Here is a 13,255-nt window from a genome sequence, read left to right on the forward strand (position 1 = left end):
CAGGCGGCGATCGGGGTGTAGCGCAGCTTGGCAGCGCGCTTCGTTCGGGACGAAGAGGTCGTGGGTTCAAATCCCGCCACCCCGACGCTGTAGTACCAGGTCAGAGGACCACCTACCGATTTCGGTAGGTGGTCCTCTGCGTTTGGGTGACTAACTGAGTGACTCCGGGTTCGGAGCGGCCCTAAAGATCTCGTCCATGGCGGTCGCCCCCGTCTGGATTACGGGTCTGATCTGCTTCCGGTAGACCGCCTCGGTGACGGCCGTGCCGGAGTGCCCGACGAGCCGGGAGATCTCTTCGAGCGGGACGCCGCTGTCGGACAGCAGGGACACGAAGCTGTGCCGCAACTCCCTCGGGGTCCAGTCCTTCGCGTCGACCCCTTCGGCTCCGGTGATGGCCTGCCGGAAGGCGCGCCGGACGTTCGTGGAATCCAGCTCCGTCCCCGTCGCGGAGGAAAAGACGAGACCCTTCTCCGTCCACTGATCACCGGCGGCGAGCCGGTCCCACCCCTGCTCCTCGAACTGCTGCCAGAGTGCGTCCACGCATCGCGCCGGCAGGGCGATCGTCCGGCGCGACTTCTTGGTCTTGGTGTCCCCGGTGGATCGGACCGACCGCCACACCGCGATGTGTGGCGGCACGGGAGGCACCGCGGTGGGGTCCCCCTTCAGGAAGACGTGATCCCAGGTGAGCGCTCGCATCTCCTCGGTTCGGGCGCCGGTGAGCAGGGCCACCACGATGTACGCGTACGCAGACGTCCCCTCCGCGGCCTTCAGCACGGCTTCGGCCTGGGCCAGCTTGAGCGCCTTCGACGGCCGGCCGGGCTGCCCGGTCGGGATGGAACACAGCTCCACGATGTTCCGCTTCACCTTGTCCCGGACCATGGCCCGCTTCACGGAGCGGTTCAGGCAGGAGTGGATCGCCTGGAGCGTGCGGGTGCTGAGCGTCTTGGCCTTCTCGGCAAGCCACAGGTCGACATCCTCGCCGCTCAGCTCCCGGAGCTTCCGGGCGCCAAGCGCGGGGATCACGTGAATCCTGCTCAGGGAGGTGCACGTGGCCACGGTCCCCGCGTCGCGGCCTGCCAGCCCGTACATGAGCCAGTCGTTCACAGCGTTCGCCACGGTGTAGTTGGTCGGTGCGACGGCCAACCCGTCCTCGTGGTCGCGGAGCACCTCCTTGAGCTTGGCCTTGGCCTCGGTCTTGGTCTTGCCGCTCCCCTTCCGCACGACGCGCTTCCCGCGAGCATCGAAGCCGAGGGTGGCGGTGGCGATCCACCGCTGCCGCTTCTCGTCCCAGTGGAGACCACCGTCTCCCCTGCTGCGGCGCTTGGTCACTTGCTCTCTCCTGCCTCGCGCTCCAGAAGCGCGACGTACTCGTTGATGGCGGAACGGGGGATAAGCCGGGCCCGGCCCTCGTTGACGGTGCGGAGGCGGCCGGAGCGGATCAGTTCGTAGATGACGGAGCGGCTCAGGCTGAGGGCGGTCGTGGCTGCTGCGACTTTGAGCAGGACAGGTTCCATGGGCGGCGTGGTCGTGACGCTCACTGGTGTTCCTTCCTCCGGGCTGATGGCGGCGCGGCGGCGCGGCGGCGTGCGGCAAACAGGGGGCTCAAGACCGAGGCCTGAACATCGGCGTGTGTCCGAGGTTGGGATTTCTGCGTCACCGCGTCGCTTGCGTCATTTGAGGCCTTGACCTGCGGGTTCGCGTGACACAGGGGGTCGGTGGCTACGTCACCCGTGACACAGCCATCCGTCACGGGTGACGCAGGTGACGAACGGTGACGCAGGAATTGGGTTCTGCGTCACGGGTGTTGGTGCAGGTCATGACCGGTTTTCGGGGCCGTCGTGACGCAGGTGACGCAGCGTCTTCCTACTTAGGAAAAAGGTGGGGCTTGTGTCTGTTGTTGTGTGCGCCTTCGGGCGTAAATGCGGAGCCGCAAGCGGCACGCCCTTTGGGCGGCGGCGCGGCCGCCGAAGAACAAGAAGAGCACCGGGGCGCCAGGGCGGGGGTGCTCCTCTTGCTTGTGCGGCCGGGACCGCCTACGCAGGGCTAGAAGAGGTCCGGCTGCTCGTCCTGCGTGGGCTGGGGCCGGGCCATCGCGATGTAGCGGGCGGTCCGGGTGCGGCCCCAGTCGACGAGGACACCACGGGCGGCGAGGACGGGCTGAAGGCGCTTGAGGCGGTCCGAGAGAACCTTGCCCGTGGTGGGCCACCCCTTGGGCTGGGGCCGGAAGTCCTCGCCCGTATAGAGCTGGGTCAGCGCGTGCAGCCACTCTGCCGACGTCATCCGGACCTCGGTGCCCGGCTCGGTGTCGGCGGCGTGCTTGAGGACGGTCTGGGCGAGGAGGTCACCCTCGATGACGTCGTCGTTGAGATCGTCCAGGCTGGCCCGGTAGGCATCCAGCGCCCCGAAGCTGCGGGCAGCGTCGAGCTGCGCGCACAGGTGGGCGAAGTCGGCCATGCGCAGGTCGGTCGGGATGTCGGCGCGGGCGGCGCGGACGCTGACGGCCAGGTCCAGCACGGACCCGAGGATCACAGGCAACTCCCGCGCGAACTCCGTCCACAGCTCCTCTTCGGTCCGCCGCACGCGGGGGCGTTCCAGGCGGAGAGGGAGGAGGCGTTCGGCGAGGTCGGGCCGGATGACGCCGACGTCGATACCGGTCAGCAGGAGCGGGCGGCGGTAGCGGGCGCGGACGACGTCGCCGTCGGTGAACAGGGCCCGCTTGATGTTCTCGGCCCCGGTGACGATGCAGCACATGAGGTCGGAGAGGTCCGGGCCGAGGTGGGAGAGGTTGTCCAGGCCGGTGATCCACCCGGCGGCAACAGCGGTGATCAGGTTCTCTTCGTCCTTGGGCGGGCGGCGCAGGTCGCCGCTCATGCCCTCGATGATCCGGACGAGCATCTTGCCGGCGGTGGACTTGCCCGCGCCCTGGGGGCCGGTGAGGAACGGGGCCGGGACGGGAACGTCGGGGCCAAGGCAGCCGACGAGCCAGGCCAGGGCCAGTCCCTCGCTCTGGGCGCTGGAGAAGTTGGCCAGGCGCATCAGCAGGTCGATGCCCTTGCCGTCGGTGTCCTTGACGGGGAGGGGGAGTTCGCCGGTGAGCTGGGTTCGGCGCCAGCAGACCTCACGGGGGTCGGGGGTGAGGATGTCCCAGCCGTTGGGGTGGATGCGGACGGACTGGCCGTCGTCGCGGCCGAGGTCCAGCCACGTCGCCCCGTCGAACCCGGGGGCTACTCGGATGTGGACGGGCTGGACGTCCTCAGTGAGAGCGAGTGCTTCGATCAAGTCGAGTGCCTCCTTCAAGGCGGTTCCGTTGAAGACGCCGACCCCGTCGCGGAACAGGCCGACCATGAGTTCCTGCCGGTGGCTGCCGGTCGTCCCCTGGGAGCGGATCGGGCGAGCTACGGGGTGGCCGTTGCGCTGGGCGTAAACGGTGCCGTCGACCGTGCGGAAGTACCGGAAATGCTGCTGCGCGTAGTCGGTGATGACCTCCCGCGCCGGGTTCTTCTCGTCCTCAGCCATGTCACATCCCCAGAGCAGCAGCGGCGTTGGACCACGCGTCCTCGCAGTGCCGCAAGGACTCACCCCGGCCCTGCGCCGCGGTGAACAGACGCTTGATGTGCACCTCGGTGAGGCAGCCGCACCGGCCGTGCGCGGACAGCACCGCGAGGAACATCCGGTAGACGGTCCGGTGAATGCCGTCCGGTGCTTCCTCGATCCGCTGCTCCGCCATGGCGATGCCGCGTTCCAGGTAGGCGGGCGAGCGGTGAGGGCACTGCCCACCCCCGGGCGGCGCCGTAACGGTGACGGGGCTCGACGCCCGCCGGGCCGCAGTGGGCTCCTTCACGGCGAGGGCGCGCACGACGTCCGGGAGCGGGCCCATGGTGCCGGTGCCGGGGCCGAGCCAGCGGGCGTAGGACATCAGGGACTTGATGTCGACGCCCGGGCGTACGGCATTGGGGGAGGACATGGTGCCCAGGTAGATCCAGTGCTCCCCGCGCGTGCTGGGCACGGTTCGCGTGGTGGGCAGGTTCTGCCGGGCCCAGGCGATCGCGTCGGCGTTGTCGAGGTCGACCACGGTGAGGCCGGTACCGCCGGGGTGGTAAGCCACGGCTGCGGCCTGCCGCCAGGCCGGGGTCCAGGCAGCGGAGGTGAGGACGGCCGAGTCGGTGGTGGCGGCGGCCCAGGCGTGGCACGGCGCCGCGCAGGTGCACGGGCCGGGGGTCTTCATGTTCGGCCGGCCGCCGCAGGCGTTCTTCCGGCAGGCGCGGCAGTTGCCCATAGGGCCCTTGCCCTCCCGTAAGGGCAGCACCGGAATGCCCCGCTCGGCGAGGTCGAGGGCCGCGCGCAGCTGCGCGGAGAGGATGGGTTGAGTCATGCTGGAGGCCTCCAGTTCATTCGCATCTGGATGAGGGCGGCCCGGACTTTGGCGAGACGGGGCCGCCCTCGTTGTTTTCAGTGGCGGTATGGCTCAGAAGCCGTTGTGGGCGGCGGGGCCGGGGCACTCATAGCCGGGGCAGTCGCACCCCTGGCATTCCTGGCACTCCTCGGTGTCGCAGTCCTCGCACCAGTGGTGGCCGGGGCAGTTGGACTGGCAGCACTCGTCGCAGTAGAGGTCGTCCATGGGTGCTCCTGGTCAGTGGTTGTTGAGGGTGCCGGTGGCGCGGCCGAACATCCCGGACGCGCTGATGTGCTGGGTGACGTGCTGGACCGGCGCCGCACCGTGTCCCGCTCCCCGTCCGGCGCGGAGGAGGAACGGGGCGAGGGTGCCGGCGGCGATGAGGGCGATGGCGGCCCAGAGGGCTTCGGTCATGGCGATCAGTCCCGGGGCGGCGTAGGAGATCCCGAACCCGGCCGCGGCGATCCCTCCGCCGACGGTCGGGGCGAGCAGGGCGGTGGTCTTGGCCCACGTCGGGACCGGCTGCACGGCGGCCGGTGCGGGTGCCGGGGCGGCGGGGTGGGTGTAGGCGAGGGTGCGGTATCCGCCGGGGAGGGTGACCATCTCGACTCCCGGCGGGAGTTCGGCGGGCATCATCACCGGCTGTTGGACGGCGGTCGGGTAGAGGATCGGGTCGCCGTAGCGGGCGGGCGGGGTGGTGCTCGTGCGGGTGGGTTCATAGGGCATTGCAGGCTCCTGGACGCGGTGCGGGCGGCCCCGGGGTGGTGGGGTCGCCCGCTGTGGGTGGTCGCTCTGCGTGGTTCTAGTGGGGTGTGGCTACTGGGTAGTGGGTAGTGGGGTCCCCAGTAGAAAGACCTGTTGAAGGGCTGTGGGGGAGCTAGTGGGGTGTTCTAGTGGGTAGTGGGGTGTGCCCCACTACTCACTACCCAGTAGCTTTCTGTGACCGTGTTCAGGCGTGGTCGGGGTGGACGTAGACGGAGTGCGGGCCGTTGTCCCGGTAGACCAGCTCGCCGCGCTTGGCGGCGGCTCGGAGGGCGGCGCGGACGGTCTTGCGGTCCTTCCCGGCGAGGTCCGCGACGGCGGCCGGCTTCAGGCCGTCGGTCCCGGCGGCGTAGATCGCGGTGATCGCTTCCGCGAGCCATCCCGGCCCGGCATTCGGCCCGCTGTCCTGTCCGTCCTCCTGCCGGTGGGCGGACAGGTTCAGTCCCTGCCGCGGCTGCTCCTTCGGCTCGGCCGGGTCGGGTGCGGTGGCGAACTGGGCGTCGATCTCCCGCCGGAACTGCTCGGCGAGCGCGTCCTCATCCACGGCGGCCGGCGCCGCCTGTGCGGCCCGGTGGGCGGAGAGGTTCAGTCCCCTGCCCGCCGGGGTGGTCCCGGACGGGGCCGCGGTGGTCTCCTCGGGGTCGGTGTGCTGGTGTTCGGTGATCCAGGCGGTGCGGTCGGCGTTCCAGCGGCGGGCGTAGTCGGGGCCTGCGGCCTTGGCGGAGACGGCGTCCAGGTAGGGGTGCCGGTCCGAGGTCGCGTGGACGATGTCGCGGATCTGCCGCGGCAGGATCCGCCAGGTTCCGAACAGGGCGGCGGGGGATTCGGGGGTGCCCATGAAGCCGGTGCCCTTGTGGGGTGCCTGCTCGATCCGCAGGCCGGTCCCGCCGGGGAACAGCTTGGCCAGGTCCATGCCCTCGGTCGCACCACCGGTCAGCGCCACGCGGGTCTTGGCTTCGCGGCGGATCATCATGTCGCCCAGAACCGCCCCAGTGGCGCCCAGCGCGGTCAGGACGGTGCGGATGCCCATGGCGCGGAGCATCCGGATCACTTCGAGGATCTTCCTGGCGAGCTTGCGGGTTTCCGGATCGCGGCTGATCAAGATCTCCGCGCCCTCATCGATCAGGAGCATGATCTGCGGGATCTCGTGGCTGATCGGCAGAAGGTCGGTGTTCGCCTTGGCCATGAGGTCCTGGTAGGCGCGCTTGCGGTAGTTACCGACCCGCAGGGCCGCGTCCAGCATCAGGTGGGCTTCCTCGTGGCTGGCGGCGAGCCAGTCGATCCCCGGCCGCACCGCCTTCTCATTCTCGCTGCCCGGGTCCATCGCGGGGCGGATCCACGGCAGGCCGGCCGATCCCGCGTTGAGGTCGATGACCCACGTCAGGATGTCCGTGGCGCGGGCGAACCCGGCCAGGATCACGTGGACCATGTTCGTCTTGCCCGATCCGGTCGGCCCGACGACCAGCGCGCACTGCTCGCGCAGGTAGGCGCAAATCTCCTCGGCGTTGGTGCGGTACCCCCACGGGATCCCCGTGTGGATCGACAGGGCGCTGTACTCGGAGGGGTACTGAACCTCGGCGGCCAGCACGTTGACGGTGGTGACGTCGATCAGGACGCGGCCCTGGTCGATGCCGGGGGACGCTGCGGCGGTGCAGCCGTGTGGCAGCCGGGCGTCCGCAGACAGGCGGGCGTTCTCCCGGGCGATCCGGTCGTAGGTGGTTCCGCCCGGGGGGAGTTCGGCGTCGATGGTGAACCCGGTGTTCGTGGGCCACATCTCCACCGCGACCACGCGCAGGGTGATCCCGCAGACCCGCTGGACCCGGTCCACCCACTCCGCGGCGATCGCGCGCCGCTCGGCGGACAGTTCCCGGGCCACCTGCCGCTCGGCCGCGGCGATGGCCTCCAGCTCCCGGGCCTCTTCGTAGAAGCCGACCGAGCGCGCCGTGGCGCCCATGCCGACCCCGAGGACGGCGAGCGCGCCGAGTTTGGTCCACTCCAGCGGGCCGGTGGCCAGCGCCCACGTGGTCCAGCCGGATCCGAGGAGCCAGGACGCGGCACGGGAGGTGATGGTGCGGCCGGCCAGCTTCTGCCGCAGCCCACTGGCCGTGTGCCCGATCACGCCGACCGTGCCGATCGCGAGGGCCCAGCCGGGGGGCATGTGGGCGAGCGTGCCGACCGTGGCCACCGCATACGCCCCCGTGGTCGCGGACAGTGCGCCGGTGACGGGCCCGTGGCCCGCGGCCCAGTCCAGGGCAAGCCCCTGGTGCTCGACGGCCTTCGCCTTGCTCTTGGTCTTGGTGTTGGCCATGTCAGACGTTCCATCCCTTCTCGGCTTCGGGTCCGTTGCGGGGGTCCTCGTGGCGGGCGATGTCCTGCTCGTGGGCCTGCCGGAACACCGGCCCGAGGTCCTCGGCGACGGCCGTGGCGGAGTTGAGGGCGCCGTAGATGTCGGCGAAGCCGTCCGCGACGGCCTTCTCCAGCGGGAACTCGCTGTCGGAGCGCTCCGCGAGGATCTGCATGACGCCCGCGATCGAGCCGAGGGCGTCGGGCAGGCCTTCGACCATGGCGAGGATCTCCATGGCGCTCTCGGGCTCGTAGGACTGGGCCGCCTGCAACATCTCGGCGGCCAGTTCCTCAAACTTGAACCCTGACCCGTTGCTCATGCTGTGTGCTCCTTCACTGGTGGCAGCTGCGGGAACGTGCGAGGTGGGGCGGGCGGCGCAATCCCCGAGCCGGTCACCGTCGGTGTCCTGCTCGCGCTCGGCGTCGGCCTGCTCTTCGGCGGTCTGCTCGTCGGCTTCGAGCTGGGCGTGGATCTCGGCGTCGCGGGCCTCGCGCTCGGCATGGGCCTGGCCGAGCAGGAAGCGGTAGAGGCGGCGGCCGGGATTCTGCAGCCAGGTCCAACCGAGCTTGCGGCCGAGCGGGGTGGTCAGCATGCCGAGCGCACCGAGCGCCGCGCCCAGCACAGCGGCGGCGGACCGACGGGCCTGGAACCGTGCGGCCGACCGGCGCAGAGCCTTCCGCGCCGCCTTCTGCGCGGGCGCCTTCAACGCGGCGACCCGCTTACGGCGCGCCGCTTCCTGAACACCTGCCAGGCCGTTGGAGACCGCCCGGCCGGCGCTGCGGTCCCGCATTGAACGAGCAGCGCCGACGGCCTTGTCTCGGACGGCAGCGACCTTGGGCATGCCTTTGGCGAGGGTGCGGGCGGCCGAACCGCGTGCCTTCGACCCGGCAGCGGCGCGGTCGGCGGCCTTTGCGGCCCGGCGGGAGTCTGCGATCTGCCGCCGGGCCTGCACCACTGCCGTACGGGCGGCAGCCCGGTTCGGAGACTGGGGGCGGGCCTGCGAGCGCAGGGCCTGCACCTGCCCTGCCCGGCCACCAGCCAGACCACCGACCGCGCGGGCTGCACGCTGCCGCACGGGCGACATACCGGACTTGCCCGGAGCCGAGCCCGTACGTCCGGGGGCGCTGGAACGGTGGCGAGCCTGCCCGCCGCTGGTCTTGCGGCCCCCCGATCCGCCCCCGGTACGGGACGGGGTGCGGGGCTGCGCGGGGATACGGCCCAAAAGGCCACGCCCCGCGCTCCTGGCCGTGGTTCGGCTGGCGGCCGGGGTGGACTTCGCCGCGGCCTTCTTCTTTCCGGCCTTGGAACGCCGGTGGGCTGCGGCGGTGCCCAGGACGGCGGCCCCGGTCATCGCCACGACTGTGGCGACCGGGCCACCTGTGAGGGCGGCGGTGGCCAGCAGGCCTGCCGCCGTGTTCGTCCCGGACAGGGACAACGGCACCACGGGGAAGCCCCCGGCGGTGTGCTCCACCTCCTTGCCCTGTGTGGTGCCGGTGGTGTCGGCCGGCGTATGGGTGGGGGTGGTTTCTTCGGGGGGAGCCTGCGGTTCGGTGATGGTCTCGGTCATGCTGAGGGTGCTCCTTCAGGGGCGAGGGGCCCGGCCGACGCTGTAGGAGGTGGGCGGCCGGGCCCTGGGGGCGGAAAGTGCAGGTCACAGCCGCTAAAGTCGCGGCATGGGGGAGTTCGCGAGCAGGGGCCGCACGGTGCTGTGCAAGTGGTGCAACCGGCAGATCCCGCAGACACGGCGCTGGTTTCCGCGGCAGTACTGCAACCGCTGGCACAAGTGGAAGCACCGCATCACCGAAACCGTCGGCAGCATCCTCGACAGCGCCTAGCGCTCCGAGCAGGGAACGCAGCAGCCGAGCGAGGCGGGAATGACGTAGCCGGCATCCCGACCGCAGGCCGGGCAGGTACGGCGGGCAGCGTTGGCCTTGGCGAGAGCGGCGGCCCGCCGGTCGGTCATCGGCCGAACCGGCTTCGCCCGCTCGACCAGGTAGAGGTAGGCGGTCAGCGGGCCACGCCGGCGGCGGGGGCGTTCGAGCTGCGCGACCACGTCCTGACCGCCGGGCCGGAGCCCGGCGGCTCGGAGCTGGCGGCGGGTGGCGAGTCCGTCGGGGGCCAGGCGCCACCGGTAGATAGGCAGGGTGGTCACGGGGCCGCCCCTTCAAGAGCCTGGGCGGCGTCGCGGAGTTCCTGGTAGCGGGCGGAGGCCCAGCCGACGGACCATCCGGTCAGCTCAGCAGCCACCCGGACGGCGAGGCCAGCCTCGAACGCGGCCTGCACGACCGTGCGGGCCGGACCCTCTTTCAGCTTCTCCTCAGGCGGACCCGCGGCAAGGAGGGCGGCACGTTCACGCTCGATCCGTTCCTGTTCACGGACCCGTTCCCGGCGTTCACGCTCGGCCCGCTGCTGGGCCTCCAGCTCGCGCTGCTGCGCGGCCTGGCGTTCAAGGCGTTCACGCTCGGCCTCGGCCTGTTCACGCTCGCGTTCACGGCGTTCACGAGCCTCCCGCTCCGCCCACTCCGCCGCCTCCACCCGCTCCTGCTCTTCACGCCGGATCCGGTCCTGCCGGTCGGCTTCCTCACGGGCCAGACGCTCCTCGTGTTCACGCTGTTCACGGGCGAGCGCCGCTTCGTGCTCGCGCTGTTCACGAGCCGCGCGGAGCCTGGTCTCCTCCCGCTCAGCCACCTTCCGTTCCCGGGCGTCCTGCTCGGCTCGCTTGCGGGCTTCAACGGCCAGGACCGCTGCGGTAAGGGCCCGCCGGTAGGCGAGTCCCGCTTCCGCCGTAACGATGAGGAGGAGCGGGGCCACCGAGTGGACGGCGACCCCGACGAGGTCTCCGGCCAGCGCGGATTCCCCGATGTTGAGCGCCAGGGTCATGACGCCGGTCATCCACCGCAGTGCCACCGGCCAGGCGCCGCCGTGCCCGCCGAGGCGGGCCAGGACGGAGTCGAGACGGACCACGATCACCACCGCGGCGTCCACGACGAGCGGCAGGATCGGGGCCGTCCACCGCCACCCATCCGGCGTGTGAGTGGTCATGAGCGGGGTGACGGTGAGGACGGAGTAGAGCATCGCCCCGCCGACGATCAGCCATGTCCCGACCGACAGGGCCCGCTCGGATGAACGGATCTGATCACGGTTCACGAGGTGGCCTCCGCCCGTGAACGTGTCCCCTCCAGGGCGGGGATCGTGGTGAAGCCGATCAACTTCACCGGGCCGCCGGAGTAGTTGGTCTCGCCCTTCATGACGCAGGTGCGGCCGTCACCCTGAACACTGTGCTGCACCGTCCGGCGCGGGATCCCCAGTGCCTGGCGCCACATCTCGAACCCGTCAGGGTTGTCGTGGAAGGACAGCTCCAGGAGGTTGGGGTAGACCGTGGAGATCGACACGCACGGGGCCGGCAGGCGCCGGTAGCGGTCCTCGAAGATCCGCAGCGCCATCAGCGGAGCGGCCATGGACGAGAGGGGCATCGTCGGGGTGGTCATGCGGCACCGCCCGGCAGGCTCGCCGCGGCGGCCTGGTTGGTCAGCATCCGCCGGGCGGCCAGGGCCTTGCGGCGGGCCCGGCGGATACGCCGCTCGTCCAGCTCGGACGGCGTCCGGTCCAGGACGGCGATCTCCGCGTCGAGCAGGTCGACCTCCGCCAGGATCAGCGGCATCTCCCACTCGATCGCGTCCAGCTCCGCGTCCGACGGCTCCAAGCCATCCGACCACGGGGTAACGCGCTTCTGAAGTGCAGCGATGGACTTCATTGGGTCTTGCTCCTTCTGAGGAGGAACGGGACCCGAACAGCAGCCCCCGGCGCTCCAACGCCGGGGGCTGCACTGCATTCGGGGGTGGAACCAATCCGGCTCCCCTCGACCCCGCCCGTACGACGCCAGCACGGCGCCGGACGGGCGGGGGAGGCAACCGGCCGCAGCATTTCCGCTGCGCGGATGAACCTGAGCCGCAGATCACCGGCTATCCCGGTGCGCATCGCGGCGGCTCAGGTGAAGACGCGGAGGCAGCTATCCCTGACGGTCCAGCACGGGCAGCGCCCAGGTTCTTCGTCGGTACACATCAACCTCCAGCAGGGGGTCGGACGTGCGAAAAGGTGTCTCGCCTTCGGGAACACGAGCTCCCGTTTGAGGCATGCGAGACGAGTGACCTTTCGGTCTCGCCCTCCGGTTGACCAGGGACCCGGGACCCTCGGCCCGCTCTATCCCGGGCCCCTTGACCTCAGCGAGCCCTGAAACAAGGCGCGTCGAGGTCCTGCACTCCCCGGCCGCGGTGAGCGTCCGGCGAGCACGTCCCTAAGGTTCCCTAGGGTTCCATGCGGTGTCAAGCAGTAAGCTAGGGAACCTCAGGGATGTCACGACGAGGAGCGAACGACATGGCAGGCCAGGCCGACAATCGGGCGCCTTACGCGAGGATTGCTGCTCACTACGCCGAGCTGATCGCGTCCGGCCAGCTGCAGCCGGGGACCCTCATGCCGAGCATCAAGAACCTCTCGGAGGAGTGGCAGGTCAGCACGGCTACAGTCGAGAAGGCGCTGCGCAAGCTCCGCAACGACGGACTCATTCGGGGCATCCACGGCATCGGCACCGAGGTCTTGGACCCGCCTTCCCCCATGTCCTCCGGTTCTCAGCGACAGGACCGCGGCCGCCGTACAGGATCCAGCTGGGGAGACGGAGAACGCTCCGACTCGCATCAGGCCGCCGTGGTGCCGGCGCCCGCGGATGTGGCGCAGGCTCTGGACGTTCAGCCCGGCTCCGAAGTGGTCCGCCGAAGCCGCGTCTACCGGGACCGGCACGGCATCGTCGCGCACAGCACGTCGTGGATTCCGGCTCGCTACGCCCGGCTGATCCCGCAGCTGGCGATGAGCGAGCGGCTGACCGGGGGTACCTCGCTCCAGCTCATCTCGGAGGCAACCGGGCACCCGATCAGCCACCGCATCGACACGGCCTCCGCCTCCCGCCTGACCCCTGAGTACGCGGAACTCCTGGAGCTGGATCCCGACGACACGCCTGCGGACCCGGTGGTCGTCATGACCGCCAAGTTCGTCGACAGCGAGGGCAACATCGTGGAGTACGGCGTGGACCTCGGTGGCCCCGGCCGGACATGGCGGACGGAATCCGAGGTCGTTGCATGAGCGGCACGGACGACACGCGGGCGAGCCTCACGCCGCCCCGCCCGCCGATCTGCGTCCTCATGGTGGGACTCCCCGGCTCCGGCAAGACCACCCTGTCCCGCGCCCTCACCGACCGCGGCTTCGTGCGCCTGTGCCCGGACGAGGAGATGTTCCGCCGGCACGGCGTATACGGGGTCGACTTCCCGCGAGGCGTCTTCCCGACCCTTGAGCGCCCCGTCCTCGAAGACGTAGCAGTCGAGCTGACGGAGCACCTGAAAGCCGGTCACGACGTGGTGGTCGACCACGGATTCTGGACGGCGGGCGAACGAGCAAAATGGCGCTCGATCGCCACCGACGCGGGGGCAGCCCCTCTCGTCGTCTACCTCGCGGTGGACCATGACGAGCTGTGGAACCGGATCAGCAGGCGCAACGAGTTCCACGCGAACGACCCGAACGCGATCTACTTCTCGGAGAGCGACCTCCAGCGCTACCGCACCCGATTCTTCCCGCCCCAGGCTGATGAACCACACGTGCGGTACGACGGGGATCCCGCGACCGTGATCGGCGCTCTGAAGAGCTTCCGCTGAGTTGCCGATGTGCTGTGACGCACCGCCCGATCATCTCCGGAGGGTGACGCGGTAAGA

General features: G+C 70.4%; 15 protein-coding genes and 1 tRNA gene. 4 read left to right on the plus strand and 12 right to left on the minus strand.

Going from position 1 to position 13,255, the window contains the following annotated elements:
- The first annotated feature begins 11 nt into the window (after positions 1 to 11).
- Positions 12 to 85 (plus strand) — tRNA-Pro (locus tag RIU97_RS18520).
- Positions 86 to 150: 65 nt separating this feature from the next.
- Here RIU97_RS18520 and xerC read toward each other — a convergent pair.
- From xerC to RIU97_RS18560, 8 genes are all read right to left on the minus strand, one after another.
- Complete coding sequence (xerC, locus tag RIU97_RS18525) at positions 151 to 1,329, minus strand: tyrosine recombinase XerC (RefSeq protein WP_404958150.1); 1,179 nt, start codon at positions 1,327 to 1,329, stop codon at positions 151 to 153.
- Positions 1,326 to 1,538 carry a helix-turn-helix domain-containing protein gene (locus RIU97_RS18530; protein ID WP_360895150.1) on the minus strand — a complete coding sequence of 71 codons (213 nt, stop codon included), beginning with the start codon at positions 1,536 to 1,538 and terminating at the stop codon, positions 1,326 to 1,328. The genes xerC and RIU97_RS18530 overlap by 4 nt, the downstream gene beginning before the upstream one ends.
- 505 nt (positions 1,539 to 2,043) lie before the next feature.
- Positions 2,044 to 3,516, minus strand: a complete 1,473-nt coding sequence (locus RIU97_RS18535; protein ID WP_404958153.1) for an ATP-binding protein — start codon at positions 3,514 to 3,516, stop codon at positions 2,044 to 2,046.
- 1 nt (position 3,517) lies between these two features.
- Positions 3,518 to 4,372 carry a bifunctional DNA primase/polymerase gene (locus tag RIU97_RS18540; RefSeq protein ID WP_404958155.1) on the minus strand — a complete coding sequence of 285 codons (855 nt, stop codon included), beginning with the start codon at positions 4,370 to 4,372 and terminating at the stop codon, positions 3,518 to 3,520.
- Positions 4,373 to 4,465: 93 nt separating this feature from the next.
- Positions 4,466 to 4,618, minus strand: a complete 153-nt coding sequence (locus RIU97_RS18545; RefSeq protein WP_404958157.1) for a hypothetical protein — start codon at positions 4,616 to 4,618, stop codon at positions 4,466 to 4,468.
- A gap of 12 nt (positions 4,619 to 4,630) precedes the next feature.
- Positions 4,631 to 5,119, minus strand: coding sequence for a hypothetical protein (locus tag RIU97_RS18550; RefSeq protein ID WP_404958159.1), 489 nt, complete (start codon positions 5,117 to 5,119; stop codon positions 4,631 to 4,633).
- 223 nt (positions 5,120 to 5,342) lie between these two features.
- Entirely contained in the window at positions 5,343 to 7,463 is a 2,121-nt protein-coding gene (locus RIU97_RS18555) for a hypothetical protein (RefSeq protein ID WP_404958161.1), read from the minus strand.
- Between the two features lies 1 nt (position 7,464).
- Complete coding sequence (locus RIU97_RS18560; protein ID WP_404958163.1) at positions 7,465 to 9,066, minus strand: hypothetical protein; 1,602 nt, start codon at positions 9,064 to 9,066, stop codon at positions 7,465 to 7,467.
- A 106-nt stretch (positions 9,067 to 9,172) separates the two neighbouring features.
- Here RIU97_RS18560 and RIU97_RS18565 point away from each other — a divergent pair, with 106 nt between their 5' ends.
- Positions 9,173 to 9,334: a hypothetical protein gene (locus RIU97_RS18565; RefSeq protein ID WP_404958165.1), complete on the plus strand. Its 162-nt coding sequence runs from the start codon at positions 9,173 to 9,175 to the stop codon at positions 9,332 to 9,334.
- Here RIU97_RS18565 and RIU97_RS18570 read toward each other — a convergent pair.
- The 4 genes from RIU97_RS18570 to RIU97_RS18585 are packed head-to-tail and all read right to left on the minus strand — an operon-like array spanning position 9,331 to position 11,253.
- On the minus strand, positions 9,331 to 9,651 hold the full coding sequence (locus RIU97_RS18570; protein ID WP_404958167.1) for an RRQRL motif-containing zinc-binding protein: 321 nt from the start codon (positions 9,649 to 9,651) through the stop codon (positions 9,331 to 9,333). The two genes, RIU97_RS18565 and RIU97_RS18570, sit on opposite strands and share 4 nt — an antisense overlap.
- Positions 9,648 to 10,646 (minus strand): DUF2637 domain-containing protein, encoded by a 999-nt coding sequence (locus RIU97_RS18575; RefSeq protein ID WP_404958168.1) that lies wholly within the window; start codon positions 10,644 to 10,646, stop codon positions 9,648 to 9,650. Before RIU97_RS18575 ends, RIU97_RS18570 begins: the two co-directional genes overlap by 4 nt.
- Positions 10,643 to 10,987 (minus strand): hypothetical protein, encoded by a 345-nt coding sequence (locus tag RIU97_RS18580; RefSeq protein ID WP_404958170.1) that lies wholly within the window; start codon positions 10,985 to 10,987, stop codon positions 10,643 to 10,645. The genes RIU97_RS18575 and RIU97_RS18580 overlap by 4 nt, the downstream gene beginning before the upstream one ends.
- Positions 10,984 to 11,253, minus strand: coding sequence for a DUF6284 family protein (locus tag RIU97_RS18585; RefSeq protein ID WP_404958172.1), 270 nt, complete (start codon positions 11,251 to 11,253; stop codon positions 10,984 to 10,986). The genes RIU97_RS18580 and RIU97_RS18585 overlap by 4 nt, the downstream gene beginning before the upstream one ends.
- Before the next feature lie 620 nt (positions 11,254 to 11,873).
- Between RIU97_RS18585 and RIU97_RS18590 the strand changes: the two genes are divergently transcribed.
- Together RIU97_RS18590 and RIU97_RS18595 are read left to right on the plus strand one after the other, a co-directional pair.
- A complete protein-coding gene (locus RIU97_RS18590; protein ID WP_404958174.1) occupies positions 11,874 to 12,632 on the plus strand; it encodes a GntR family transcriptional regulator in 759 nt (252 codons plus the stop codon).
- The gene (locus RIU97_RS18595) at positions 12,629 to 13,198 is read left to right on the plus strand and encodes an AAA family ATPase (protein WP_404958176.1); all 570 of its coding nucleotides are present in this window, start codon (positions 12,629 to 12,631) and stop codon (positions 13,196 to 13,198) included. The genes RIU97_RS18590 and RIU97_RS18595 overlap by 4 nt, the downstream gene beginning before the upstream one ends.
- Positions 13,199 to 13,255 lie beyond the last annotated feature (57 nt).

This window comes from Streptomyces sp. 147326, from assembly GCF_045000215.1.
In the GTDB taxonomy this organism is placed as follows: Bacteria; Actinomycetota; Actinomycetes; order Streptomycetales; family Streptomycetaceae; genus Streptomyces.

Excerpts from the sequence above, each read along its gene's own strand:
- RIU97_RS18535 (WP_404958153.1), bottom strand. The coding sequence starts at position 3,516 with ATGGCTGAGGACGAGAAGAACCCGGCGCGGGAGGTCATCACCGACTAC.
- RIU97_RS18540 (WP_404958155.1), bottom strand. The coding sequence starts at position 4,372 with ATGACTCAACCCATCCTCTCCGCGCAGCTGCGCGCGGCCCTCGACCTC.
- RIU97_RS18545 (WP_404958157.1), bottom strand. The coding sequence starts at position 4,618 with ATGGACGACCTCTACTGCGACGAGTGCTGCCAGTCCAACTGCCCCGGC.
- RIU97_RS18550 (WP_404958159.1), bottom strand. The coding sequence starts at position 5,119 with ATGCCCTATGAACCCACCCGCACGAGCACCACCCCGCCCGCCCGCTAC.
- RIU97_RS18555 (WP_404958161.1), bottom strand. The coding sequence starts at position 7,463 with ATGGCCAACACCAAGACCAAGAGCAAGGCGAAGGCCGTCGAGCACCAG.
- RIU97_RS18560 (WP_404958163.1), bottom strand. The coding sequence starts at position 9,066 with ATGACCGAGACCATCACCGAACCGCAGGCTCCCCCCGAAGAAACCACC.
- RIU97_RS18565 (WP_404958165.1), top strand. The coding sequence starts at position 9,173 with ATGGGGGAGTTCGCGAGCAGGGGCCGCACGGTGCTGTGCAAGTGGTGC.
- RIU97_RS18580 (WP_404958170.1), bottom strand. The coding sequence starts at position 10,987 with ATGACCACCCCGACGATGCCCCTCTCGTCCATGGCCGCTCCGCTGATG.
- RIU97_RS18585 (WP_404958172.1), bottom strand. The coding sequence starts at position 11,253 with ATGAAGTCCATCGCTGCACTTCAGAAGCGCGTTACCCCGTGGTCGGAT.
- RIU97_RS18590 (WP_404958174.1), top strand. The coding sequence starts at position 11,874 with ATGGCAGGCCAGGCCGACAATCGGGCGCCTTACGCGAGGATTGCTGCT.
- RIU97_RS18595 (WP_404958176.1), top strand. The coding sequence starts at position 12,629 with ATGAGCGGCACGGACGACACGCGGGCGAGCCTCACGCCGCCCCGCCCG.